The sequence below is a fragment of the Metasolibacillus meyeri genome (assembly GCF_003049505.1).
Taxonomy (GTDB): Bacteria; Bacillota; Bacilli; order Bacillales_A; family Planococcaceae; genus Metasolibacillus; species Metasolibacillus meyeri.
The window spans coordinates 1-23,088 of the sequence record NZ_PYWN01000076.1 but is presented as its reverse complement, the minus strand read 5'-3'; the positions used below and the strand labels follow the sequence as shown (position 1 = coordinate 23,088).

Annotated in this window: 23 protein-coding genes and 3 pseudogenes; 18 read left to right on the top strand and 8 right to left on the bottom strand. The window is 36.4% G+C overall.

Features of this window, described 5'->3' with window-relative positions; translation table 11 throughout:
- Positions 1 to 31: 31 nt before the first annotated feature.
- The 7 genes and pseudogenes from C9J34_RS11890 to C9J34_RS11855 all read left to right on the top strand — a co-directional run bounded on the left by C9J34_RS11890 (position 32) and on the right by C9J34_RS11855 (position 7,086).
- Positions 32 to 490 (top strand): site-2 protease family protein, encoded by a 459-nt coding sequence (locus C9J34_RS11890; RefSeq protein WP_107840093.1) that lies wholly within the window; start codon positions 32 to 34, stop codon positions 488 to 490.
- A 659-nt stretch (positions 491 to 1,149) separates the two neighbouring features.
- Positions 1,150 to 1,251: pseudogene (locus C9J34_RS11880) on the top strand (helix-turn-helix domain-containing protein); the annotation flags it as partial.
- A gap of 143 nt (positions 1,252 to 1,394) precedes the next feature.
- Positions 1,395 to 2,294 (top strand): polyprenyl synthetase family protein, encoded by a 900-nt coding sequence (locus C9J34_RS11875; protein ID WP_238600637.1) that lies wholly within the window; start codon positions 1,395 to 1,397, stop codon positions 2,292 to 2,294.
- A 949-nt stretch (positions 2,295 to 3,243) separates the two neighbouring features.
- Positions 3,244 to 4,677 (top strand): sensor histidine kinase, encoded by a 1,434-nt coding sequence (locus tag C9J34_RS11870; RefSeq protein ID WP_153062629.1) that lies wholly within the window; start codon positions 3,244 to 3,246, stop codon positions 4,675 to 4,677.
- A gap of 7 nt (positions 4,678 to 4,684) precedes the next feature.
- The gene (locus C9J34_RS11865) at positions 4,685 to 5,299 is read left to right on the top strand and encodes a response regulator transcription factor (protein ID WP_107840091.1); all 615 of its coding nucleotides are present in this window, start codon (positions 4,685 to 4,687) and stop codon (positions 5,297 to 5,299) included.
- Between the two features lie 557 nt (positions 5,300 to 5,856).
- The gene (locus C9J34_RS11860; protein WP_107840090.1) at positions 5,857 to 6,201 is read left to right on the top strand and encodes a hypothetical protein; all 345 of its coding nucleotides are present in this window, start codon (positions 5,857 to 5,859) and stop codon (positions 6,199 to 6,201) included.
- 192 nt (positions 6,202 to 6,393) lie between these two features.
- The gene (locus C9J34_RS11855) at positions 6,394 to 7,086 is read left to right on the top strand and encodes a hypothetical protein (RefSeq protein WP_107840089.1); all 693 of its coding nucleotides are present in this window, start codon (positions 6,394 to 6,396) and stop codon (positions 7,084 to 7,086) included.
- Between the two features lie 1,320 nt (positions 7,087 to 8,406).
- On the opposite strand, the gene C9J34_RS21965 is transcribed toward C9J34_RS11855, so the two are convergent.
- Both C9J34_RS21965 and C9J34_RS11850 read right to left on the bottom strand, forming a co-directional pair.
- The gene (locus C9J34_RS21965; RefSeq protein ID WP_193768984.1) at positions 8,407 to 8,574 is read right to left on the bottom strand and encodes a hypothetical protein; all 168 of its coding nucleotides are present in this window, start codon (positions 8,572 to 8,574) and stop codon (positions 8,407 to 8,409) included.
- Positions 8,571 to 8,771 carry a hypothetical protein gene (locus C9J34_RS11850; protein ID WP_107840088.1) on the bottom strand — a complete coding sequence of 67 codons (201 nt, stop codon included), beginning with the start codon at positions 8,769 to 8,771 and terminating at the stop codon, positions 8,571 to 8,573. The genes C9J34_RS21965 and C9J34_RS11850 overlap by 4 nt, the downstream gene beginning before the upstream one ends.
- Positions 8,772 to 9,061: 290 nt before the next feature.
- Between C9J34_RS11850 and C9J34_RS11845 the strand changes: the two are divergent.
- Positions 9,062 to 10,389: pseudogene (locus C9J34_RS11845) on the top strand (transposase).
- A 127-nt stretch (positions 10,390 to 10,516) separates the two neighbouring features.
- On the opposite strand, the gene C9J34_RS21960 reads toward C9J34_RS11845, so the two are convergent.
- The 6 genes from C9J34_RS21960 to C9J34_RS11820 form a co-directional block, all read right to left on the bottom strand.
- Complete coding sequence (locus C9J34_RS21960; protein WP_193768983.1) at positions 10,517 to 10,672, bottom strand: hypothetical protein; 156 nt, start codon at positions 10,670 to 10,672, stop codon at positions 10,517 to 10,519.
- A gap of 322 nt (positions 10,673 to 10,994) precedes the next feature.
- Positions 10,995 to 11,399, bottom strand: coding sequence for a hypothetical protein (locus C9J34_RS11840; protein WP_107840087.1), 405 nt, complete (start codon positions 11,397 to 11,399; stop codon positions 10,995 to 10,997).
- Positions 11,400 to 11,411: 12 nt separating this feature from the next.
- Positions 11,412 to 11,585, bottom strand: coding sequence for a hypothetical protein (locus tag C9J34_RS21955; RefSeq protein WP_193768982.1), 174 nt, complete (start codon positions 11,583 to 11,585; stop codon positions 11,412 to 11,414).
- Between the two features lie 204 nt (positions 11,586 to 11,789).
- Positions 11,790 to 12,116, bottom strand: a complete 327-nt coding sequence (locus C9J34_RS11830; RefSeq protein WP_107840085.1) for a hypothetical protein — start codon at positions 12,114 to 12,116, stop codon at positions 11,790 to 11,792.
- Complete coding sequence (locus C9J34_RS11825) at positions 12,113 to 12,298, bottom strand: hypothetical protein (protein ID WP_107840084.1); 186 nt, start codon at positions 12,296 to 12,298, stop codon at positions 12,113 to 12,115. The genes C9J34_RS11830 and C9J34_RS11825 overlap by 4 nt, the downstream gene beginning before the upstream one ends.
- On the bottom strand, positions 12,295 to 12,495 hold the full coding sequence (locus tag C9J34_RS11820) for a hypothetical protein (RefSeq protein ID WP_107840083.1): 201 nt from the start codon (positions 12,493 to 12,495) through the stop codon (positions 12,295 to 12,297). The genes C9J34_RS11825 and C9J34_RS11820 overlap by 4 nt, the downstream gene beginning before the upstream one ends.
- A gap of 189 nt (positions 12,496 to 12,684) precedes the next feature.
- Here C9J34_RS11820 and pth point away from each other — a divergent pair, with 189 nt between their 5' ends.
- The 10 genes and pseudogenes from pth to C9J34_RS11765 all read left to right on the top strand — a co-directional run bounded on the left by pth (position 12,685) and on the right by C9J34_RS11765 (position 23,051).
- The gene (gene pth, locus C9J34_RS11815) at positions 12,685 to 13,248 is read left to right on the top strand and encodes an aminoacyl-tRNA hydrolase (protein WP_107840082.1); all 564 of its coding nucleotides are present in this window, start codon (positions 12,685 to 12,687) and stop codon (positions 13,246 to 13,248) included.
- Positions 13,249 to 13,306: 58 nt separating this feature from the next.
- The gene (locus C9J34_RS11810) at positions 13,307 to 13,534 is read left to right on the top strand and encodes an anti-sigma-F factor Fin (protein ID WP_107840081.1); all 228 of its coding nucleotides are present in this window, start codon (positions 13,307 to 13,309) and stop codon (positions 13,532 to 13,534) included.
- A gap of 121 nt (positions 13,535 to 13,655) precedes the next feature.
- Positions 13,656 to 17,177: a transcription-repair coupling factor gene (gene mfd, locus C9J34_RS11805; protein WP_107840080.1), complete on the top strand. Its 3,522-nt coding sequence runs from the start codon at positions 13,656 to 13,658 to the stop codon at positions 17,175 to 17,177.
- Positions 17,178 to 17,358: 181 nt separating this feature from the next.
- A pseudogene (locus C9J34_RS22850) lies at positions 17,359 to 17,933 on the top strand (Uma2 family endonuclease).
- A 223-nt stretch (positions 17,934 to 18,156) separates the two neighbouring features.
- Positions 18,157 to 18,693, top strand: coding sequence for a stage V sporulation protein T (gene spoVT / locus C9J34_RS11790; protein ID WP_107840077.1), 537 nt, complete (start codon positions 18,157 to 18,159; stop codon positions 18,691 to 18,693).
- A gap of 188 nt (positions 18,694 to 18,881) precedes the next feature.
- On the top strand, positions 18,882 to 20,468 hold the full coding sequence (locus C9J34_RS11785) for a putative polysaccharide biosynthesis protein (protein WP_107840076.1): 1,587 nt from the start codon (positions 18,882 to 18,884) through the stop codon (positions 20,466 to 20,468).
- An 8-nt stretch (positions 20,469 to 20,476) separates the two neighbouring features.
- Positions 20,477 to 21,940, top strand: a complete 1,464-nt coding sequence (gene yabN / locus C9J34_RS11780) for a bifunctional methyltransferase/pyrophosphohydrolase YabN (RefSeq protein ID WP_107840075.1) — start codon at positions 20,477 to 20,479, stop codon at positions 21,938 to 21,940.
- Between the two features lie 2 nt (positions 21,941 to 21,942).
- Entirely contained in the window at positions 21,943 to 22,233 is a 291-nt protein-coding gene (locus C9J34_RS11775; protein ID WP_107840074.1) for an RNA-binding S4 domain-containing protein, read from the top strand.
- Between the two features lie 4 nt (positions 22,234 to 22,237).
- A complete protein-coding gene (locus C9J34_RS11770) occupies positions 22,238 to 22,414 on the top strand; it encodes a cysteine-rich CWC family protein (protein ID WP_107840073.1) in 177 nt (58 codons plus the stop codon).
- Between the two features lie 313 nt (positions 22,415 to 22,727).
- Positions 22,728 to 23,051, top strand: coding sequence for an NUDIX hydrolase (locus C9J34_RS11765; RefSeq protein WP_107840072.1), 324 nt, complete (start codon positions 22,728 to 22,730; stop codon positions 23,049 to 23,051).
- The last annotated feature ends 37 nt before the right edge of the window (positions 23,052 to 23,088 follow it).

Below are 23,088 nucleotides of genomic sequence, written 5' to 3'. Positions count from 1 at the left end.
ATTAGCGATATAGTATTTGAATTAGAGGGGAGTGGCAGCTAATGGGATAGAGAATATATTGTGCATATTATATATTCCGTTAATAGTTATTATTCATGAATTAGGCCATGCGGCATTTATTATATTATTTGGGCGTGAAGTTACAGAAATTAGTTTAGGTGTTGGAGAGGTAATTTTTAGAATAAAAAAATTTGTTATAAAAAAGAATAGTTGGTGGCTCGGTTATTGTGCGTGGGAAAACATCGATTCGTTAGCTACGTATAAAAAACTTCTTATTTATTTAGGAGGTATTATTTTCAATCTATCCACTGCAACTATAATTTGGATATTTGGCGATGTACAGTATGCAGATTGGTATAGAGCATTTATCTTTTCGTCTTACGTTATGGCACTTATAAATATAATCCCTTTTAAATTCCCTAGTTCAGGATTAGAATCAGATGGACTGGCATGTATTCAGTTGTTGCGTTCTGCTAAGAAGGATGATTAAGCAGATTTGATTTATTTGTATAATAGCCTGAACAACTTGTTAATTTGTACTGGCACCCGTTTAATCGACCGAGCTTACAATATTTACCTTTTAAAGCAATCCTAAGTTTGTATAATTTCTACAGGAGAAACTAAATCGACATATCATCACAAGCTTGCTGGGTCTTTTTCGCTAGCGTCTTGGATTTTGTGTTGTAGGTGCGAAAGCCAGTGCTATTTGCTTAAGCTTAGCCGAAACGACCAAAGCGAACGGGATTGATTTTTATCAGTAGCTGATGACGGAATTACCGGATGTACCGTTTCATCAACAACTGGAAGTTTATATAACTACCTACCTTAATCAAAAAATATTCAAGCCATATGTGTAAAACAGCCAACTAGCTGAAATTTTTTCAGCTAGTTGGCTATTTGGTGCGCGTATCGTAAAGGTGCGCTATTTTTTATATTTTAGGCTTACTGTAAAACTATAATCTAAAGACATGAATAATATATAAAGCAATCCAATTATGCCTACTAGTAAAATTGTTTTTTATATAATTTTCCAGAAGTCACCCACCTCAAGCTTCACTAGGTGGTGTGATGAATGGCGGTCGACGAGAGGGGCGGCGACCGCCATTCATCAAAAAGAAACGAATGTTCTTTTTTTGTCGGTTGTTGGGCATGCTAATTATCAAAAAAGCCTATAAATTTCGCCTCTATCTCACAGAAGAACAGGCAATCTTTTTTGCCAAAACGTTTGGTTGTGTGCGAAAAGTCTATAATTTATATGGAATCACGCAATTGAAATTATTCTCTTTGTAAAAATTTGCAGTTTTACACTATTAAAATAAACATATCCATCTGTTGTTCTTGCTGGTAATGTGAGACAATGGCACTATAATGTCGGTGTAAATGGAGTGATAAAGTTGGTATACAAAAATGAAATAATTGAGAAGATGAGGGCAATAGTTCTATCAGCTAATTTAGATAATACCTTTCAAGCAACGTTATTAAGTTACATAAATGAAAAGCAAGATTCTTCAATGGACTTTGGAGTGCTTTGTATTTTCCATTATCAAGCTTTTGCACAACAAGTAAAAATAGATGAGCAGATTATTTCTATTGCTGCCGCTGTTGAATTACTAATATTGAGCTTCGATATAATAGATGATTTGCAGGATGGCGATGCGGACTATTTATGGTGTCGAGACCCTGCGATGGCTATGAATGCGGTTTTGGCCATGCTTTTTTTAACGATAAAATGTATTCAGGAAAGTACATTTTCATATAAAGCGCAAGCAATCCAACTGTTGCATGATTTTGCACTAAATAGTATTAATGGACAGTATCTTGATATTGGAAATCGAGGGAAAGATGAAGCATCTTATTTAAAAATGATTGAGACTAAATCTGGGGCATTAATAGCACTAAGCAGCTCTATAGGTGCTACGCTAGCGACGGACCAAATAGATGCAAGGGTCATTAACTATTCAACATATATCGGTGTCGTTCAGCAAATATTAAATGATATTCGCGACTTGAAAACATGGGGGAAGAAAAATGATTTGTTGAATCGCAGATTTTCTTTACCAATTATTTATTTATTCGAGCAGCCAGCGGAATATGCTGATATTTTAAAAGAATACTATAATGGCACAATAGCAGAGATTGATACGGCCTACTTTAAAGAAGCATTATTAGAAAGTGGTGCGATTCGCTATGCGCTCGCTATAAAAAATATATTCAAATATAAGGCATTGCAGATCATAGAGGAGATGCCATTTAATGAAGCAGATAAAAAACATTTAAAAATGTTAGTAGAATAGGGGATTTTATTATAGTAGGCAAATTAATTAAATATTTAACAAAAACCCCACAATTGACTTCATTATTACAAGACAGTAAGCTATCGCTTGTAAGTGATTCGAAATGGGAGCAACAGGCGATTGAGGAAGCGATGTATAAGCTATTACACCTTAAAGAAGCTTTTTGGGGGAGGGATAAGATATAAAGTACAAAATATTTTGGGGAATAATTATTAGTTATAGTATTCTTTATGTCTATCTAATTTCAATTGTTATTTATAAACCATATATTGGGATAGAATTAAAGCAAGTACAACAAGAGTGGAAGGTTCAAAGTTTTCATTATCCTGAATGGGCTGAACGTCATAATATTGAACTGGGTACGGTTGTGTTAGAAATCGATAATCAGCCGATTGGCGTAATTGGAAATGTTACAACGTATATAGTCGAGAGTGCAAATAGTATATTGATTCAAGATAAGCAAGGTAACAACCATCTTATTGACATTGCATATCAGAATTTCCCGATAGAGATTTTTTATTTGATATTGATGCCAAGCATTTATGCTGTAATCAGCTTAACTATATGTATCTATCTATACATATATAAACGAAATTCATTCCTATTATTTCCTATTTTTTTATTGCTTATGTTAATTATAGCGTTAACATATGTTAGTATGGGAGCGTCAAGTAAAGGTCATAGTGTAGGTATATATATTGTGAGTAATGGAGTTGTAGCTAGTGGAGTTTTATTAAGTCATTTTTCGCTTAATTATCTTCAATCGCTAAATATCAGACATACGTTAATGGTGAAACCAATCTATTTGTATAGCATGTTATTTATTAGTATGCTCCTCACATTATTAGAGAAAGTAGTTCCCATTATTTATCATTGGAATACAATGCTCGTTTTAATCCTATTTATATGTTTGATTGTATATACGTTCCTCATTTTATTAGTCACCTATTTGAAATATCGAAAGCAGCAGCTAATTGTATTGTTAATTTGTCTAGTAGGACCATTTTTACCATTAATCCTATTGTATGCATTGCCGGTTATTCTCTTTAACAACTATATTCTTAACGCAGCAGATTGTTTTTTGTTCTTGCTACTGATTCCTATTTCATTGTTACTTACGCAATTACCAGACTACCTGTTTGATATTGATTATGAGATTTCAAAAATTCGCTATTATAGCATGTTGTCATTTGTTGCTTCTAGCATCCTTTCAATAGGTCTTTATTTTCTATTGGATATACAGCTATTAGATGCATTTAAAAGTTTTCTTTTCGTCTTTGTCGTGATTTTTGGAATGCTCTATTTGAAAGAGCGAATAGATTATGCAAATCGTAAAGTTCTATATTCTCCTAAAGGCGATTATGTACATTTTATTTATAGAACCATTAAACATATTACAAATATGCCTTCAGTAGACAAACTGCTAAAGCGTTTTAGTGAGGTGTTGGCACAGCAATTAGCTGTCAGCCATGTCGAAGTACATATTTATTCGACTAGTAATGAAGCGCAGGAAATGGTGGCAAGTCCTAAAATAATTGAAAGCTTGAAATTAGGGAATGTGAAAAAGGTAGACAATTGCTATATTGGCTGCTTGCATGAAACATTGGACAAAAAACATATTGTGACAATTGCAAATGCAGGTGGGCTCTATTTAAAAAGAGAAGAGTTATTGTGCTTGGAGTTGTTAATTATGTATGTTAGTAATTTCATTGATAATACACAATTTGTAGAGAATCTAATTGAGCAGCTTGATACATCACAACAAGGTTCGCCAGCATGGCTAAAGAAATTTGTGTGGCTACAGTTAGAAAATGAGAAATCACAGTTGGCACAGGAGTTACATGATACGATTTTACAGCAGCAATTGTATTTGATACGTGAACTTGATGTAGTCCAAGTAGATAGGTCATTCATCAAGCAGCATCGCGAATTTTTAGTCAGATTGAATGCAGATTTGCGTCAGTATTGCGAGCAATTAAAACCACCGTTACTAGAGAAGCAAGGCTTACAGGTAGCATTAAATAAGTTATTTGTTGAGGTAGAGGAGCGGGGAGATTTTGCTATTATCCATGAGATAGAGGATATAGTACTGGATTCACCAGAGTTACCATTATTAATTTACCGTACAATTCAAGAAATGTTGAACAATGCATTGAAGCATTCTCAGGCAACGTATGTCAAAGTTATATTAACAGCGAGTGAACAAGGCTTTGAATTAGTTTATTTTGATAATGGAGTAGGTTGCAATTTATCCGAAATAGATAGGAAAAACTCAATGGGACTACAAGGGATGAAAGAGCGTGTGTATGCATATAACGGCTTGATTGAGTTGACCTCTGCGCTAGATGAAGGTATGCATATTTACATAAAAATAGAGGAGTAATGTACGGATGATTAAATTATTATTAGTAGACGACCATCCATTGATTTTAGAGGGGAGTAAACAAATCTTTGGCAATGCACCAGATATTATTGCGGATACACTGGTGAATGTACAGGCATTTCCTGAAGTGCTTGCTGAAAAACAGTATGATGTTTTTTTACTTGATATTAATTTAGGGGTGAGCAATGGGTTAGAGCTTGCTGAGCAGGTAAGAGCCAAATATCCACCAGCCATTGTAATTTTGTATACAGGTGAGAAAGTAGAAGATTATTATGCGCTTCTTGTTGAGAAGAAAATTGATAATGTTGTTTCGAAAACCGCATCAAAAGATACGATTTTAAGAGCGGTGTATGCAGCGTTGAATAATGAAGTGCTGTTGCCCAAAAGCTTTATTGATTATATGCAACAGCAAAAGCCAGTGAAAAAGAAATTACAGCTGAATCAACGTGAAAAGCGAATTTTAGAATTAATTAGAGAGGGATATACAAATAAAGCAATTGCACTCGAACTAGATTTGGCACAACGCACAATTGAGAGCAATTTATCACAAATTTATATGTTATTAAATGTCAGTACACGCGCGGATGCAACTATCAAAGCGGTGGAATTAGAGTTAATATAATAAAGTGAATCTTCAATCAGTGGGTTTTTTCTCATCCACACTGATTGGTAATAAAGGAACAAAAGCTAAGCACGTCACATCCTGTAAAAACGCTTGTGTAATCAATATCCTGTTGGCCTCAATCGGGTCTTAAAGCCTGTTAATACGGAATAAAAGTGTAAAAGCTGATATAGAAAGTAGTTTATTTCCCCATCAACTTTTTAGTCATTTCAAAATAAGGAAATTTAATGAATTTTTACTCTGGCTAGTTCCTTGCTTTATTAACGGTTAAATTTATAAATAACTATCCCTACCAATATGTCAATTGCGGAATTCCGCATAAAATTCATACGGAATCACGCAATTGTCATGAGGATGTGTGTAATAGTACTATAAGGATGACTCGAATACGGGTTATCTATTTATAGTTATAGTGGATTGGATTTTGGTCAAAGTAGATTATTCAATAGATCTTTTCAACATGCTTAGTAAATATCAAAGTATGTTTTGAATGATTTATTTTACCTCTGGGACATTTTAATTATTTTATTAGATTAATTATAAGGAGGAAGGTATATATGAGCGTAGATAGGTTAACACAAGTAAGAACAGACACAGCGAATACAGGTAGGAAGATAGGAGAAGCGATAGGAAATAGTAAAGCAGCACAGGCTGCTGATAAAGCTGTAAAAGCAATTGGTCAATCATTTGTGGATTATGGAAAAGCAGTCAATAAAGCTGCTCAACAAACTGTATATGGAAATATGGAAACACCTTTTGCCACTGGTGGTGGAGTTATTAAAGGTTTATATGAAGTTGGTGTTAAAGGTGCAGCGAGAGGGGCAGGGACAGGTTTACTTGCGGAGTTTGGTGCCAGGTCTGTTAATAATATTTATAATGATGTAATTCGAGGCTCTAAATAGTTAAAAAGTATATACTAATCTACCGATATTTAGCTAAATATGCAAAGTAATATAGTTGAGGTTGCTCTTTCTAAGAAATTAAGCTCTAAGTATAATTTCTTAGAAAGAGCAACCTCTATACTTCAATTAGTTAGTAATATATAAGTAGAAATTACCTGTATTTATATAATTTGATTAAAAGGGAATGTAAAGATGGATATTACATATGACAGTTTAATAAAGTTAGATTCTGTAATGTTAGTATATTTGGACAAAGAGGATATAATAAAATTAAATCTTGTTAGTGATAATGGATTAAAGTGGACAATTCCTATTGAGGAATATAATCAAGTTATAACTAATCTTAAATATTACGCATTTATAATAAATAATAAGTTTTGGATTAAAGATCCGAATTGTAATAAAATATACAATTTCCTGAATACTTATTTTTCAGTGAGAAATAATGACTTTATGAATAATGTCAAAAATATTAAATTGAATTACTCCTCTACAGGGAAAGATTTAAGACAAAATACTTTTGATATTATTAATCAAACAAGTGCTTTTTCAAATCTAAATAATGCGATATGTTACAAAGCTAGTTTAAAAAATGTTAAGGAAGATTCGCCTATTATTTTTCAAATTATTAATCCATCAGGTGAGTTGCACTTTATTGATGTGGAATATCTAAAAAAGAATAGTCAGAATGGTACAAGAATCTATTATGCAGGTTTAAAAATCTCACCTCTCTTAGATGAAGGGGTATGGACTTTTCAAATAATATTTAAAGGAAAAATAATAGATGATAAAAAAGTCATTTATAAGATTTATAAAAATAACTATAGTGAAGATAAAATAAACTACTTTGATAAACAGTATATCAATTTTAATCTAGAGGTATAAAGTTTTAAAGTTAATAATTGAGGAATAAAGGATTTGATATTTTTATGTCTAATTATAAAAGCACTGTGTCATTTCTAATCGTTGTCTATTTTTGTACATTTTTTGTTCTTTCAAAAGTATACAACTTTTCTGTGCTTACAAATTATATAGTATGTTTTGTTGCTTTTGTAATAGTTGTTATATTGCGTTATTTAGAAAAAAAGAAGAAAAAGTGAAGAGTATAAGTCATAATATTGAAGGAGAACTCTATGATTTTAGTAGAAACCATCCTTCAAAGTAGATTATACAATCCCGATTTTGGAAGTTTTTTTGTAGTTAATATTTGTATATGAACTGAGGTTTATTTTCTGTTTTCATACTAATGGTACAAGGTGATTGCCTTAATCACAAATAATTTTCCTTAATAACATCATTGTATTAAATAGCTTGGGTAAAACTAGTTCAGTATGGTAGGTACTGGACTAGTTTGTATTTTGTCTTTGTTCGTAATAATGGATAGCTATTCCATGTCTATTTAAAGCCTTTTACAGTAGCTGAATTTCCCTAGAACTAAAGAAAAACTGACATCCGATTTTTAACAATTGGAGGGCAGTTTAATATCATAAATTTTGACAATGAGCTTTTTGAATAAATTTGTTAAAATACGACGATTTTATACCTCAATGTAATTAATTATTTACTACCTTTATTAAACAATAAATAATCAAACCTTCTTTTTAATTAATAAGAAGGCACCATATAATCCTGTGATTATTTGACAGATGCCAAGGGTAATATAAAAAATATGAGAATTGTTAATTAAGTGTAAAATTCCGTTTCCTATTAATAAAATCGAAAAAAGTGTAATGAAAAATTGCATAGTTTTCTTCATTTAACCGCACCCTCTATTATTATTGTATGTGTTTATAGGAAATACTTTCCCTTTTAGATTTCATGGGGTTGCTGGAGCTTTTTATATCGCCTATAAAAAACGATGCTTGCAATAGAGCTTGTCAAAACTCCTGTTAAATAAAGGGTAATAAAGAATCGGTCTTTTTCTATAATGGAAAGGGCAGCGGTAATTATGAATACTACTAATAAACATAACATACTCCCTAGTGAGCATTTTATATATGTTAGTTCTCGTTTCTCGGATGGAGACATTGTAATAGGACAGCTCCTTTCTCAAATTTTTCTAGCTATCACCGGAAATATAGCGAACACAGCGGTAATAAATATGCCGAGCAAAAAAAGATTGATAACTAGGGTACCACCTATACTTGTTGCAATATATAATAGAATGATGGGAATTTTTTTGAACATATATATAACCTCTTCATGTTAATAACTTCTTTTTGTGAAAAATAGCTGATGGATTGTATAAAGTGTAAGGAATAATAATCCTATTGCCCCATATATTAAAAAGCTCTTCTCCATGAATTGATCAATTAGCCACATGCCTGCCATAAAGCAAATGGTAAATAATATGCCAATAATAATACGTTTCATCCTCGTTCTTCTTTCATCTTTTTGAAATTGTTTATCGCGATAAATAATGCAGGAATGGCTAAAGATAGAGAAAAGCCACATTGAAGTATGTAATACCAAGTTGTCGTCATAAGAAAATCGATAAGCGTTACTAAAACGTGAATAGAGCTTCCGCCAGTAACCAAAAGGCAAATAATAAATTTCTCTTTATATTCCATAACATGCTCCTATTAATTTTTACAATAAGTAAAACAATCGATGAACCATACAATAATTTATTTAAGGTAACCATCTCTGCTTAAAATTATATTCTACCATCACCGCATTAACAATTGCGTGATTCCGTATGAAATTTATGTGGAATCGCGCAATTGTTACCTAAGTGAGTTAATTTCATAATTCCAAACCCTTGTCTCCCAAGGGTTTCAAAACAATAAAAAACGGGCACCTCCCCAATTCGGTATAATTTAAGTGACCAAACCAAAATTATCCCTGAGGTGAATGCCCTATGACTATTGTAAAACAAATGCGTCTATTTGACATCCATGAATTAATGGAAATGGAAAGTTCTCATCGTTTTGATGCGATTTTGGCTACTTTTGATTTACAGCCTATTTTCCAACTGTTCAGTAAAAAGACCATGCGTGGCGCTCCAAGAGAATTGAACTATGGTGCAATGATTCACTCTTTAATCATTCGCATTGTCGAGCGTATTCCAACAGTAAAAGATTTAATCAAACGTCTAAAAAATGATTTTATCTTTCTGATTCGGTGCCTTCTGAAGCTTCTTATTCACGTATGGTCGACGTGATTAGCCAATCAGCGGTTTTCGATAACATGCAGGAGGGTCTGATTCAAACAGCCTTTACAGAAGGGTTTTTGGCTGATGAACACCTGAGTTTTGATGCGACACATTTTGAAGCTCGTGATGCGTCAAAACCATCTGAGAAAAAAGAAGAAATCCCGAAAAAACGTGGTCGTAAATCGAAAGAAGAACGTGCTACCTGGCTCGCTGAACAAGCAGAGATCGAGGCAAATCTTACAACGTATGAGAAGAAATTAGAAGCTCAATTAACGATTCCAACATCGACACTTTGGCAAGACATCCCAATCGAACCCAAGTGGGGCATCAAGAAAAATAGTGACGGTAAAAACACGTTCTGGTTCGGCTTTAAAGGGCATTTGGCCGTCTCAACAAAAAGTCAGTACATTGTAGCACGCTTGATGTCGTCCGGAAATTTAAGTGATAGTAAAGCAGCCATGCCACTGTTAAAAAAAGTGGCAGAAGTCGTGCCAAACCAATTTACAACAACTATATTTGATGCAGGATATGATTACGAAGCGATTTATCGGCAAATCTTAAATCAAGACATGAAAGCAGTCATTCCATACGTTAAACGTCGTAAATCCGACATCTTGGGCTTCGATGAAAATTTCCGTCCAACGTGTGTACGTGAACATAGCTACTGTTACGATAGCTTTGATGAGAAATACCAAAGTATAAAATTTACACAGCCAAAAGAATGTGCAACGTGTCCATTACGTGAGGATTCACTCTGTCAAAAAGTCTTTAAAATCAAGTGTGAAACGGATATTCGCAAGTATACGTATCCAGCAAGAGGCTCCGCATTATGGGATAAACTGTACAAAGAACGTACAGCCGCTGAACGCGTGAATGCCTACTTAAAAGAATATTTCCAATTAAATAATGTCCGTCACCGAACAGGAAGAAAAGCGAAGCTCCATTTCAATCTGGTGACGTTTATTTATAATGCCTGTAAATTAGCCGTTGACCGTTTGAATGCACAATTAAATAAACAAAACACAGCAGCATAATTTTTAAAAAATGAAAATTAAGAAATTGGGTTCGTCTAAGCTCTTGAAAAAATCAATTTATGAAATTGATTCATTTAGAGTTTTAATAAAAATTAGAGCTACAGTTTAGTGACTCTAATTTTTATGTTTACTTTTTACAAAAATCCACAAACTTTTTTGCCTGTATTAAGGACATATCTGTTTGTTCTCTCACAAACTTCACCGCTTTAATTTCACCAACGGACTTTATTTTCGCTTTTACTAAGGCAATTAGTTCCTCATTATAGATTTTAGTATAATCCATTTTTCCGACCTCCTCTAATCTATAATACCTTATACAGCTACTTAAACCATTTAGTTTCAAATTTATATTAATACAATAAAAAGGTATTTGTGAAAATAAGGAATAATCGATTGTGGGGATCCTTATGTTTACATAAATAAATAAATTTATCAATTATATTATGTAACTTCTCCGAAATTTCCTATATAGTTAGTATCTCAACATTAATTAAGTGTAAAGCTCCGTTTCCAATCAATAAAATCGAAAAAGTGTAATAAAAAATTGCATAGTTTTATTCATTTAATAGCATCCTTTATGTGGTCATAGGAAAACATTTTCCCTTTTAGGCTTCATGGGATTGCTGGAATTTTTTATAGCGTCTATAAAAAATGATACTCGCAATAGAGCTTGTCAAAACCCCTGTTAAATAAAGAAAAACAAAGAATCGATCTTTTTCTATAATAGAAAGAGTAGCGGTAATTATGAACACTATTAATAAACATAACATACTCCCTAATACGCATTTCATATATGTCAGTTCTCGTTTATCAGCTGGAGATATTGTAATAGGAGCTCCTTTCTTATATTTTTTAGCTATCGTGCGAAATATAGGGAGCACAGTAGCAATGAATATGCCGAGCAAAAGAAGGCGAATATATTCACTATCTTTAAAAAAGTGATTGATAGCTAAGGCACCACCTATAATTGTTGCAATATATAATAGAATGATGGATATTTTTTTGAACATATGTCTATCCTCTCATTGTTGATAGCTTTTGTTTGGGAAAAACAGTCGATGGATTGTATACAGCATAAGCAATAGTAATCCTACTGCGAAATATCTAAAAAAATTCTTATCCATCAACTGATCAATTAGCCACATGCCTGCCATAAAGCAAATGGTAAATAATATGCTAATGATAATACGTTTCATCCTCGTTCCTCTTTCATTTTTTTGAAAATATTTTTTGCTATAAATAGTACTTGAATACTTACTAATAACCAAATGAAGCACAGAAGTATATAGTACCAAGCTATAGTTGAAGTTATAAGGAAATCAATAATTATTATCAAAGCATTTGTAGTAGCCCATATACCTAGCAAAAGGCAAAGGATAAATTTCTTTTTATATTCCATGCTATCCGCCATTTAATCGCATTTTCATTAATAAATTTCCGCCTATCAGCAGGAGAAGTATTATTACTAACCATCCGCTATATTCACTAAGCTGACGGAATAAAACATAGCTAACCAGTGGAAGAAAGGCAACGAGCGTATTGATTACTATGCAAAGTAGTCCTATATTTTGCGTAGGTTCCTTTTGAAAATAAGGTGGTTTATGGATAAACATATAAATAAACCAAATAGCTAAAACAAAAAAATAGTGTTTAGCTGGTGGTTGCTCGACAAGGGCGAGATAGAAACATGGAATTGCTCCTATTAAAAAAATAGTTTGTTTCATCATCGTTCAGGTCGTACTTGCCACTTAAACCAAATGCCGCTAATTAGCAATAAAATCCCTAGCATCATAGACATTGTAAAAGATGTCTTATTGACTTCCGATTTTAATAAAATCGCAATAAGATTATTTAAGAAAATAACAGTACATAAAATCAAATTTAAATTAGCCATTCCATTTTTACTCATGATTTCTCTTCCTTTCGCTTCCTTTCGTTTACTTTCTTACGGGTGTCGTTGGTGTACCATAAAAAATAGCCTGTCGATAAAGCTAAAATAAAGGGCGACCAATCAAATCTTCTATCTAAAATTGCGGCATATAAAGTACCAGCTATGCCGAGAATACATAGGATCGATAATGTAATCATTGCTTTTTTAAATTCCATATATAAAACACCTCTTACTATCTATTGTATAAATGGAAAAATGAAAAAGCAATTGCGTGATTCCGCATTATTTTTATGCGGTATTGCGCAATAGATAATAGAAAATCAACAACAAAGGACACTCGACAATTTCTATGGTAGAATAGGCTAGAATTGTGTAAGTAGATAAAACTAAAAGGGTGAACATAGATGAAATTAATTATTGGTTTAGGCAACCCTGGCAAGCAATATGCACATACACGTCACAATATTGGCTTTGATGTGGTTGATGCTTTGGCGGATAAATGGGGAGCACCGTTAAACCAAATGAAATTTAATGGCATGTACGCGACTGTGCACCGTCCAGAAGGTAAAGTGATGTTGTTAAAGCCGCTAACATATATGAATTTATCAGGTGAATGTGTGCGTCCGATGATGGATTATTTTGATATTGTAGAAGAGGATATTATCGTCATTTATGATGATTTAGATTTAGAAACAGGTAAGCTACGTTTGCGTCAAAAGGGAAGTGCAGGCGGGCATAATGGTATTAAATCATTGATTCAGCATTTAGGAACGCAGGAATTTAATCGCATTCGTGTTGGCGTTAGTCGCCCGCCAGCAGGTATGAAGGTAGCAGATTATGTATTGTCAAAATTTTCGAAGGATGAAGAGCCAGTTGTGGAGGACGCGATTAAAAAATCGTGTGATGCTGTGGAGCTCGCGTTATCGAAAAAATTTTTAGATGTGATGAATGTATTTAACGGTGCATAAATAAACAAGAGAAAGTCTATACTTTGAATACAGTCATGTATTTGAAGGAGGACTTGCCTTGTCAGTTCGTTATCGTTGTAGACATTGTGAAACAGAGATTGGTACATTGCCATTTGATGCAGATGAAACAATTCGTAAGCTTCATCAATTTGAAATTGGAGAAGTGGATGACTACGTAGAAAGGGACGAGCGAGGAGATACGACAGTGCATTGTATATGTGAGCATTGCGAAGACTCCTTAAGGCAGTTTCCTGACTATCACGCATTAAAAAAGTGGCTACAATAGCAAATTTGGGCTGTCCGAAAAGTAGGCGAACGTCTACCATTTCGGACAGCTACTTGCGCTTTTATTGAAATGTTTTCCACTATATTGAATATTTAGAAACACTGTGAAAGGAGGCTTTGCCATGGAAGTTTTTCATCAACTATTCTCGCAAGATAAGCATATAAATACATTTTTACAGCAAGTAACGAAGGAGCGTCAAGCAAGCCAATTAGTTACAGGCTTAACGGGTGGTGCGAGACCAGCGTTATTGCAAGCGATTTATTTAGAAACAGAACGACCATTGTATGTGTTATCGCCAAATTTATTGCAGGCACAAAAGCTAGTCGATGATTTAACAGCATTAGTAGGCGAAGAAGAAGTGCATTATTACCCTGCGGAGGAGTTTATTGCAGCAGGGATGTCAGTCGCTTCGCCAGAGCTGCGTGCACAGCGAATTACAGCACTTGATCATTTAGTAAACCGCAAGCGCGGCATTTATATTATTCCAATTGCAGGGATGCGCAAAATGATGACACCAATGAATGTGTGGAAGTCACATTTACTGCATACAGCAGTTGGAGAGGAAATCGTTATTGAAGAGTGGCTTAGTCAGCTTGTGACGATGGGCTACAGCCGCAGTCAAATGGTTACGACACCGGGAGAATTCGCGGTGCGTGGAGGAATTTTAGATATTTATCCTCTTGATGCAGAGGCACCTGTTCGTATTGAGTTATTTGATACGGAGGTAGACTCGATTCGCACATTTTCAGCAGATGATCAACGCTCGATTGATAAGCTTAGTGAGGTGCGCATTTTACCTGCTACGGAGCTACTTTTAAATGCTGATAACCGTATTCAGCTCGCGGCTCGTTTAGAAACAGCGTTGGCGAATAGCTTAAAAAAAGTAAAGAAGCAGGAAATTCAGGAGCTGCTTTATCAATATATTCAGCAAGATATTGCGCTATTGAAGGAAGGGAATTGGCCTGATACTGTAGCAAAATATGGCTCATTATTATTTGAGCAGCAGACATTTTTAGGGGATTATTTTGCACAGGATGGTATCGTCTTTTGGGATGAGCTTGGACGCATTCAAGAAGTAGCGGATGCGTGGGAACGTGAGGAAACGGAATGGTTTTTATCACTGATTGAAGAAGGGAAAATGCTACATGATGTGAAGCCGTCGTTTGCATTAAAAGAAATTGATGCCATGCTGACATTGCCCAAATATTATTTTGCGCTATTCACCAGAACGTTTTCAGGCTTTAAATTCACGAAAACGCTTAACTTTTCTTGCAAGCCAATGCAGCAATTCCATGGACAAATAGCTTTGCTACAATCGGAGCTCGTGCGTTGGCAACAGGAAAAATATACGATTTTATTTGCGGCTGAGGGAAAGGAACGACTCTCCTCTATTCAGCGTACACTAGAAGACTATCAAATTGATGCACAGCTAGGCTTAGGAAAAGCGAGTGGTATTTATTTAATCGATGTGGCTTTAACGAGCGGCTTTGAGTTACCACTCCAAAAAATAGCTGTTGTGACAGATGATGAGCTATTTAAGCAGCAGACGCGAAAAAGAGCACGCTCACAAAAAATGTCCAATGCAGAGCGTATTAAAAGCTACTCGGAAATTCAGCCAGGTGATTATGTTGTACATGTGCACCACGGTGTCGGGAAATATATCGGCATTGAGACGCTCGTTGTTGGCGGGCAGCATAAAGATTATTTGCATATTCGCTATAGAGCAGATGATAAGCTGTATGTATCCGTAGACCAAATTGATTTAGTGCAAAAATTCGTTGGTTCCGAGGATAAAGAGCCAAAGCTACATAAGCTAGGTGGGCCAGAATGGAAAAAGGCAAAGGCGAAGGTTGCATCAGCTGTACAGGATATTGCGGATGATTTAATTAAGCTGTATGCAAAGCGCGAGGCAGAAAAGGGCTTTGCTTTCACTCCTGATTCCGACGATGTGCGTGCATTTGAAGATTTATTCCCATATGAGGAAACGGAGGATCAGCTACGTACGATTATCGAGGTGAAACACGATATGGAGCGTGAGCGACCGATGGATCGACTTGTTTGTGGCGATGTGGGCTATGGTAAAACAGAAGTAGCGATTCGCGCGGCATTTAAAGCGATTCAAGATGGCAAGCAAGTTGCCTTTTTAGTACCAACAACGATTTTAGCACAGCAGCATTTTGAAACAATGCAACAGCGCTTTGCAGAGCAAGCGATTAATGTGGGGCTATTGAGTCGCTTCCGTACGAAGAAGCAGCAAACCGAAACGTTAAAGGGCTTGCGCAATGGCACAGTTGATATGGTTGTAGGAACGCATCGCATGTTATCGAAGGATGTTGTCTATAACGATTTAGGGTTACTAATCGTCGATGAGGAGCAACGTTTTGGTGTAACGCATAAGGAAAAAATTAAGCAGTTAAAAACAAATATTGATGTACTGACATTAACCGCAACACCGATTCCACGTACATTGCATATGTCGATGGTCGGTGTGCGTGATTTATCTGTTATTGAAACACCACCACAAAATCGATTCCCCGTGCAAACATATGTAATGGAGCATAACGGCGCGCTTGTACGTGAAGCGATTGAGCGAGAAATGGCGCGCGGTGGGCAAACGTTTTATTTATATAATCGCGTGGAGGATATGGCACGTCGCGTGGAGGAAATCCAAATGCTTGTGCCAGATGCGCGCATTGGCTTTGCACATGGTAGAATGACAGAATCAGAGTTAGAGTCTACGATTTTGGAATTTTTAGACGGTGAATATGATGTGCTTGTAACGACGACAATTATTGAAACGGGTGTTGATATTCCGAATGTGAATACATTAATTGTGCATGATGCTGACCGTATGGGGCTGTCACAGCTTTACCAGTTGCGTGGGCGTGTTGGACGTTCAAATCGCGTAGCTTATGCTTATTTTATGTATCAGCGTGACAAAGTATTGACAGATGTAGCAGAGCAACGCTTACAGGCGATTAAAGAGTTTACTGAATTAGGCTCAGGCTTTAAAATTGCGATGCGCGATTTATCGATTCGTGGTGCAGGTAATTTATTAGGTGCACAGCAACATGGCTTTATCGATGCAGTCGGCTTTGACTTGTATTCACAAATGTTAGAGGAAGCGATTGTGGAGCGCCAAACAGGTGTGAAGAAGGAAGACAAACCAGATGTCGAAATCCTTTTGCATACAGAGGCATATATTCCAGATGCGTATATCCCAGACGGCTATCAAAAAATTCAAATGTATAAACGCATTAAAGCGATGGAGCGTGTAGAGGATTATGTAGAGATTATTGATGAGATGCAGGATCGCTTCGGTGATGTACCGACCGAAACGGTGCGTTTATTACGTATCGCTCGTATGAAGGTATGGGCTTTAGCCGCAGGTGTTGATTCTATCAAAGAGAAGCAAGGCATTATTTCAATTCAATTATCAGAACAAGGCACAGCGCAAGTAGATGGAGGAAAAATTGTTTCCGAATCAATGAAATACGAGCGTGCAACAGGCTTTAGTATGGAAGGCATGAAGCTGACTATTACAGTAGACAGCAAGCGCTGCAACAAGCATTTGCCATTCGATGTATTAGAAGGCATGATGCAAATTATTGCCGAGGCAATAAAGGTTCCTGTTGAGCAGTAATAGTGAAGAAATGATAAAGATATAGGGTTATATTGACACATAAAAGGCATTTACTTGTTAGGAGTGAATGCCTTTTTGTATGGTTTAGAAGTAGACGGAGCTATGCGTTTACCTAGCGATAGAATAGCTATTGCATATACACTATACTGTAAGCACAAATAAAAAGAAGGAGCTGAAGCAAATGGCAATGAATGAACGACATTTAAAGCAGCGTTCTGAAATGATTGATGGCAAAACTATTATGATGTCTCCACGTCCAGTTGTGAACCATAATAAAATAATTGTCAATCTATCTATATTATTTGGTGTTTATTTGAAGGGAAAAGGATGTATTAACCTTTCTGAAGGTGTGGATGTACATTTGGACGAAAAAAACAGGGTAGTACCTGATAGCATGATTATCTGTAACCAAGATATCATTAAGCGTGATGGCATATATGGCGCACCTGATTTAGTAGCTGAAGTGCTTTCACCATCAACAGCAAGAAGAGACAAAGGCGAAAAAAAGCGCTTTATGAAAAACACGGGGTGAAAGAATATTGGATTATTAGCCCCGATGAAAAATCTATAGAAGTATATTTATTGAAAAACGGAAAATACGAGTGGGATAATATCTATACGGTCATTCCTGATGATGATTTGGCGGAAATGACGGAAGAAGAAAGAGCAGAAATCGCCTTCTTCTTCAAAGTATCAATTTATGACGATTTCATTATCGACATCAAAGAGGTATTCGAAAACGTTATTGCATATTAACGCCATAGAAAAAGAAGCTGAATAAGGATGAGCCATGTAGAAAAATATTTTTTCAGCAACACATTGAAGGCAATTGGGGCTAAAAGTGAGGCTGATTTATTTTAAAATTTCTTAAAAAGATTGCAATACCAAATTTTTTGGTCGAACTTGCATACATTTCAACTTTTTACACCATACTAGTAAAAAGTGCAGTTTGAATTTGTTGAAAGTGAGGCAATTAATAATGAAAGCAACAGGAATTGTACGACGTATTGATGATTTAGGACGAGTTGTTATTCCAAAAGAAATTAGACGCACAATGCGTATTCGTGAGGGAGATCCGCTCGAAATTTATACAGACCGAGAAGGAGAAGTGATTTTAAAAAAATATTCACCAATTAATGATTTAGGTGAATTTGCACAGGAATATGTGGAATCACTTTATGAAACGTTTGGCACACCTGCGCTTATTAGTGACCGCGATGAAGTCATTGCGATTGCAGGTGCATCGAAAAAGGAATATGTCAATCGTAGGCTATCTGCTTTTGCAGAGGACTGCTTAAAATCTCGCAACCCAACGCTTGAAAAAATGGAAACAACTTTAGAAATTGTGCCAGGACAGTTTGAGCAAGTAAAGTCCTACTGTATTGTGCCAATTGTAAATAACGGCGATATTATTGGAGCTGTCTATTTATTTTCAAAGGCGCATTTTATCGGTGATGTCGAACAAAAAGCAGCAGAGCTAAGCGCAACATTTTTAGCGAAGCAAATGCAGCATTAATCCCAAAGCCACTGAATGAAGCGAATGAGCTCATTTGGTGGTTTTTTGTGTTTATAGAGTGCCAGGCACACATACAATTCTCACACAATTTCAAAAAGGCAACTTATCCTTCCAAAAACAGTCCTTCTACGAGAGATGCTGTATTCATGCTATACTGTAGGCACTCATATGAATGAGGAAGGATTGTAATAATGACGCAATATGGAATGAAAAAATATATGAGGGGTGCACTTTTATTGACGCTAGCGGCGCTTTTAGTGAAAGTGCTGAGTGCGGTTTATCGTGTACCTTTTCAAAACTTAGTTGGAGATGAAGGATTTTACGTTTATCAGCAAGTGTATCCGTTTATTTCGTTTTTTGTCGTATGGACATCAGGAGGCTTCGCGGTTGCCATCTCAAAAGTTCTAGCAGATACAGCGGATGCAAATAGAAGGCGAGCTATTTCTAAAATCATATTTAGCTATTTAACGATACTGTCTATCCTATTTTTTAGTTTGTTATTTTTTGGTGCATCAACGTTTGCACAGTGGATGGGGGACGAAAAGCTTGGGCCATTATTGCAAACAGGTGCTTTTGTAGCGCTTTGTATGCCAACACTCGCTTTATTAAAAGGCTCGTTTCAAGCAAAGGGCATAATGGAGCCTGTTGCCTATGCGCAGGTGTTTGAGCAATTTATTCGTGTCTTGGTTATTTTAGGTGGTACGGTTTTGGTGATGCAAACATCGCAATCAATTTATGCAGCGGGCAATATGGCGGTGCTTGGCGCAGTAGTCGGAGAGATTGCAGGGATTGTGCTGTTACTTGTTTATATGAGGAAACAGTTCAAGCGTGCGCATCAGACGATTAAAATAAATGCATGGTCTATTATTAAAGATGTGACGCTGTTTAGCTTAAGCGTTAGTTTGAGTAGCTTAATGCTGCTTGGCTTTCAATTAGTTGATTCTTTTACAGTGTATAGCACCCTACTTGAACGAGGAATGTCACCAGAGCAGGCAATGGCACAAAAGGGCATTTATGACCGAGGGCAGCCGCTTGTGCAGCTCGGTGTCGTTATTGCTTCATCGTTATCGTTAGCGATTGTGCCACTTATTGCTCAAAAAGTAAAAACAGCAGGGCGTGGAGCGATTCCATTTATGCAACTAACATATCGCACAGCATTATTATTTGGAACCGCGGCGGCACTTGGTTTAGTTATTACGATGCCCTATGTCAATGAGCTACTATTTAAAACGACGGATTTATCAACAATCTTAATGATTGTTGTTATACAAATTATTCCGTTTTCGCTTATTTTAACATTCACCGCGATTTTACAAGGCTATGGTAAATTGAAAATACCTGCATTGATTGTGATGTTAGGTTTCATTGTGAAATGGTTGAGTAATATATGGCTACTTCCAACAATCGGCATTAGTGGAGCAGCGTGGGCGAGTGATTTTGGCTTGTTCCTCAGTGCGATTTTCCTTATGCTATATATAAAGCGAATCGTCAATATTCGTTTAGCGCCAAATGCTTTTTACAAGACGCTTGCTGTAGCGAGTATTGCAATGGTTGTAGCAGTCGAGGTTAGCGCTGTTATTTGTGGAATATTGCTGAGTGCAGTAGATGGGCGTATGCAAGCCGCTGTTATGAGTGTCATTTTAATTTCGGTAGGGGCAGCTACATTTATTACGATCATTGCAAAAAGCCGCGTGTTAAAGGAAAAGGAATGGTTTTTAATTCCATTTGGTCGTCGGATGGCACTATACCAACTGTGGCTGAATAAAAGAAGGTAGGAAAATCGATGAATGAATTAACAGTAATAGGCTTAGGTGCGGCTGATTTTGAGCAGCTGCCGTTAGGCGTTTATAAAAAGTTAAAATCAGCTAAAAAGCTTTATGTGAGAACGCTTGATCACCCTGTTATAAAGGATTTGATAGCAGAAGGTATCGAATTTCATAGCTTTGATGCCATTTATGAAAAGCATGATACATTTCAACCTGTTTATGAGGAAATTGCTACATATTTAATCGAAGCAGTACAACAGGAGCCTGTGTTATATGCTGTGCCAGGGCACCCGCTTGTCGCAGAGCAAACGGTACAGCATTTAATTGAAGCTTCACGCAAAGGACAAATCGAGCTGAAAATTGAAGGGGGACAAAGCTTCCTTGACCCAATATTTACAGCGCTTCAAATTGACCCAATCGAAGGTTTTCAATTACTAGATGGAACAAGCTTAACGATGGATGAGCTGAACATGCGTCAGCATATCTTAATTGCGCAAGTGTATGATGAATTTAGCGCCTCAGAGGTAAAGCTGACATTGATGGAGAAATATCGTGATGATTATCCTGTGACGATTGTGACAGCAGCAGGCTCATCACAAGAAAAATTAGTGACAGTGCCATTATACGAGTTAGACCAAGTGGCAGAGTTAAATAATTTAACGACGGTCTATGTGTCGCCTGTGACAACAGACGAGGATGCACTGCGTGATTGGACAACATTGCGCCGCATTATTGCAGTATTGCGCGGGCCAAATGGCTGTCCGTGGGATCGCAAGCAAACGCATGAATCGTTGAAAAAATACTTAATAGAAGAAACGCATGAGTTTTTAGCGGCGGTTGATGCGGAGGATGATTTCGCAATGGTCGAGGAGCTAGGCGATGTCTTGCTACAGGTATTTTTACATGCGCAAATCGGTGAGGATAATGGCTACTTCAATTTAGAAGAAGTGCTCGCATCTGTGAGCGAAAAAATGATTCGCCGTCATCCACATGTCTTTGGTGATGTATCAGCAGAGGATGCAGACGCGGTCGTTGCTAATTGGGAGGCGATTAAGCGTCAAGAAAAGGGTGAGTCAGAGGAGCCACTTTTATCGAGTGAGTACCGCACAGAATCATCACTGCAAACATCTTATAATTATCAAAAAAAGGCAGCATCTGTTGGCTTTGATTGGCCAAATGCAGACGATACATGGGATAAATTTGCGGAGGAATGGCAAGAATTCCGTCAAGAAGTTACAGAAGGCTCTGCAACTTCACGCCTTGATGAATTCGGCGATGTGTTATTTACATTAGTCAACATCGCACGCTTTTATAAAATTTCACCAGAGGAAGCAATGATTCACGCCAACGCAAAATTTGCTCGTCGTTTTGGCTATGTGGAACAGCAAGTGAAGGCGAGTGGACAAGATTTCAATGCATTCACATTAGAGCAATTAGATGCCTTTTGGAATAAGGCAAAAAAGCAGGAAAAGGGAGAATAATTATGCGATTAGATAAATTTTTAAAAGTATCAAGATTAATTAAGCGCCGCACATTAGCAAAGGAAGTTGCGGTACAAGGACGCATTACTATTAATGACAAAGTAGCAAAGGCAAGCAGTACAGTGAAAGTAGGCGATGAGTTAGCGATCCGCTTTGGGCAAAAAATCGTTACAGCTCGTGTTGAACAGCTAAACGAAAATGCACGCAAAGAAGATGCGGCAAATATGTTCATGATTTTAAAGGAAGAGCGCCTAGAAAAAGTCGAGCCAGAGTTTATCGACGACGAGGACTAAGCAAATGGCAGATGAAAAAGCATGCCCGCTCTGTGGTGGCAATAATCATTGCGGTGTGGTCAGTCAAAAAGCTGACTGCTGGTGCATGACAGCGAACTTCCCAAAGGAAATGCTGTCAGAAAATCCGACGAGCTGTATTTGTGAGAAATGCTTGGAGGAATATAGGGAGCGCAATGCATGAAAAAAATAGGCATCTATGGCACCAACACAGTAGTATTATTGACTGTTTACTTTGGTGTGGTTCTATAGGTCGATAGAAAATGAAGTATATTAAGCCTGCTCAGATTCATATTTGAGCAGGTTTTGTCATTTATCCACTTAAACAATGCAATAATTCGCCGCTTCTAAATTAGGAGATGTACATCATTATGTTCCGATAGACCACAAAGGAGTATACCTTTAAAGTATATGCGATAACAAAAATATCATGTCGCATCCCTCTCTACTATTCCCTCGTCTTATATTCAACAAAATAAATTTATAAGGGTGATAAAATGGACTCTGAATTACTAAAGGTTTTTGATAGAAATGGAGCACACATAGGGACAGCTACAAGGGCCGAGGTTCATAGTAAAGGCTTATGGCATGAAACCTTCCATTGTTGGTTTGTCAGTAAAGAAAAGAATAACTATTTTCTTCATTTTCAGTTGAGAAGTGCCGAGAAGAGGGATTACCCGAATCTGCTGGATATATCGGCAGCAGGGCATATCAATGCGGCTGAAAGCGTTGTGGATGGTATTAGGGAAGTATATGAGGAACTAGGTGTAGATGTAGCGATAGAAGATTTGATATATATTGGAACACTAGTGTCGCATTAAAATAATTAATTGCACTATTGTAAAATGAATTTTCTGT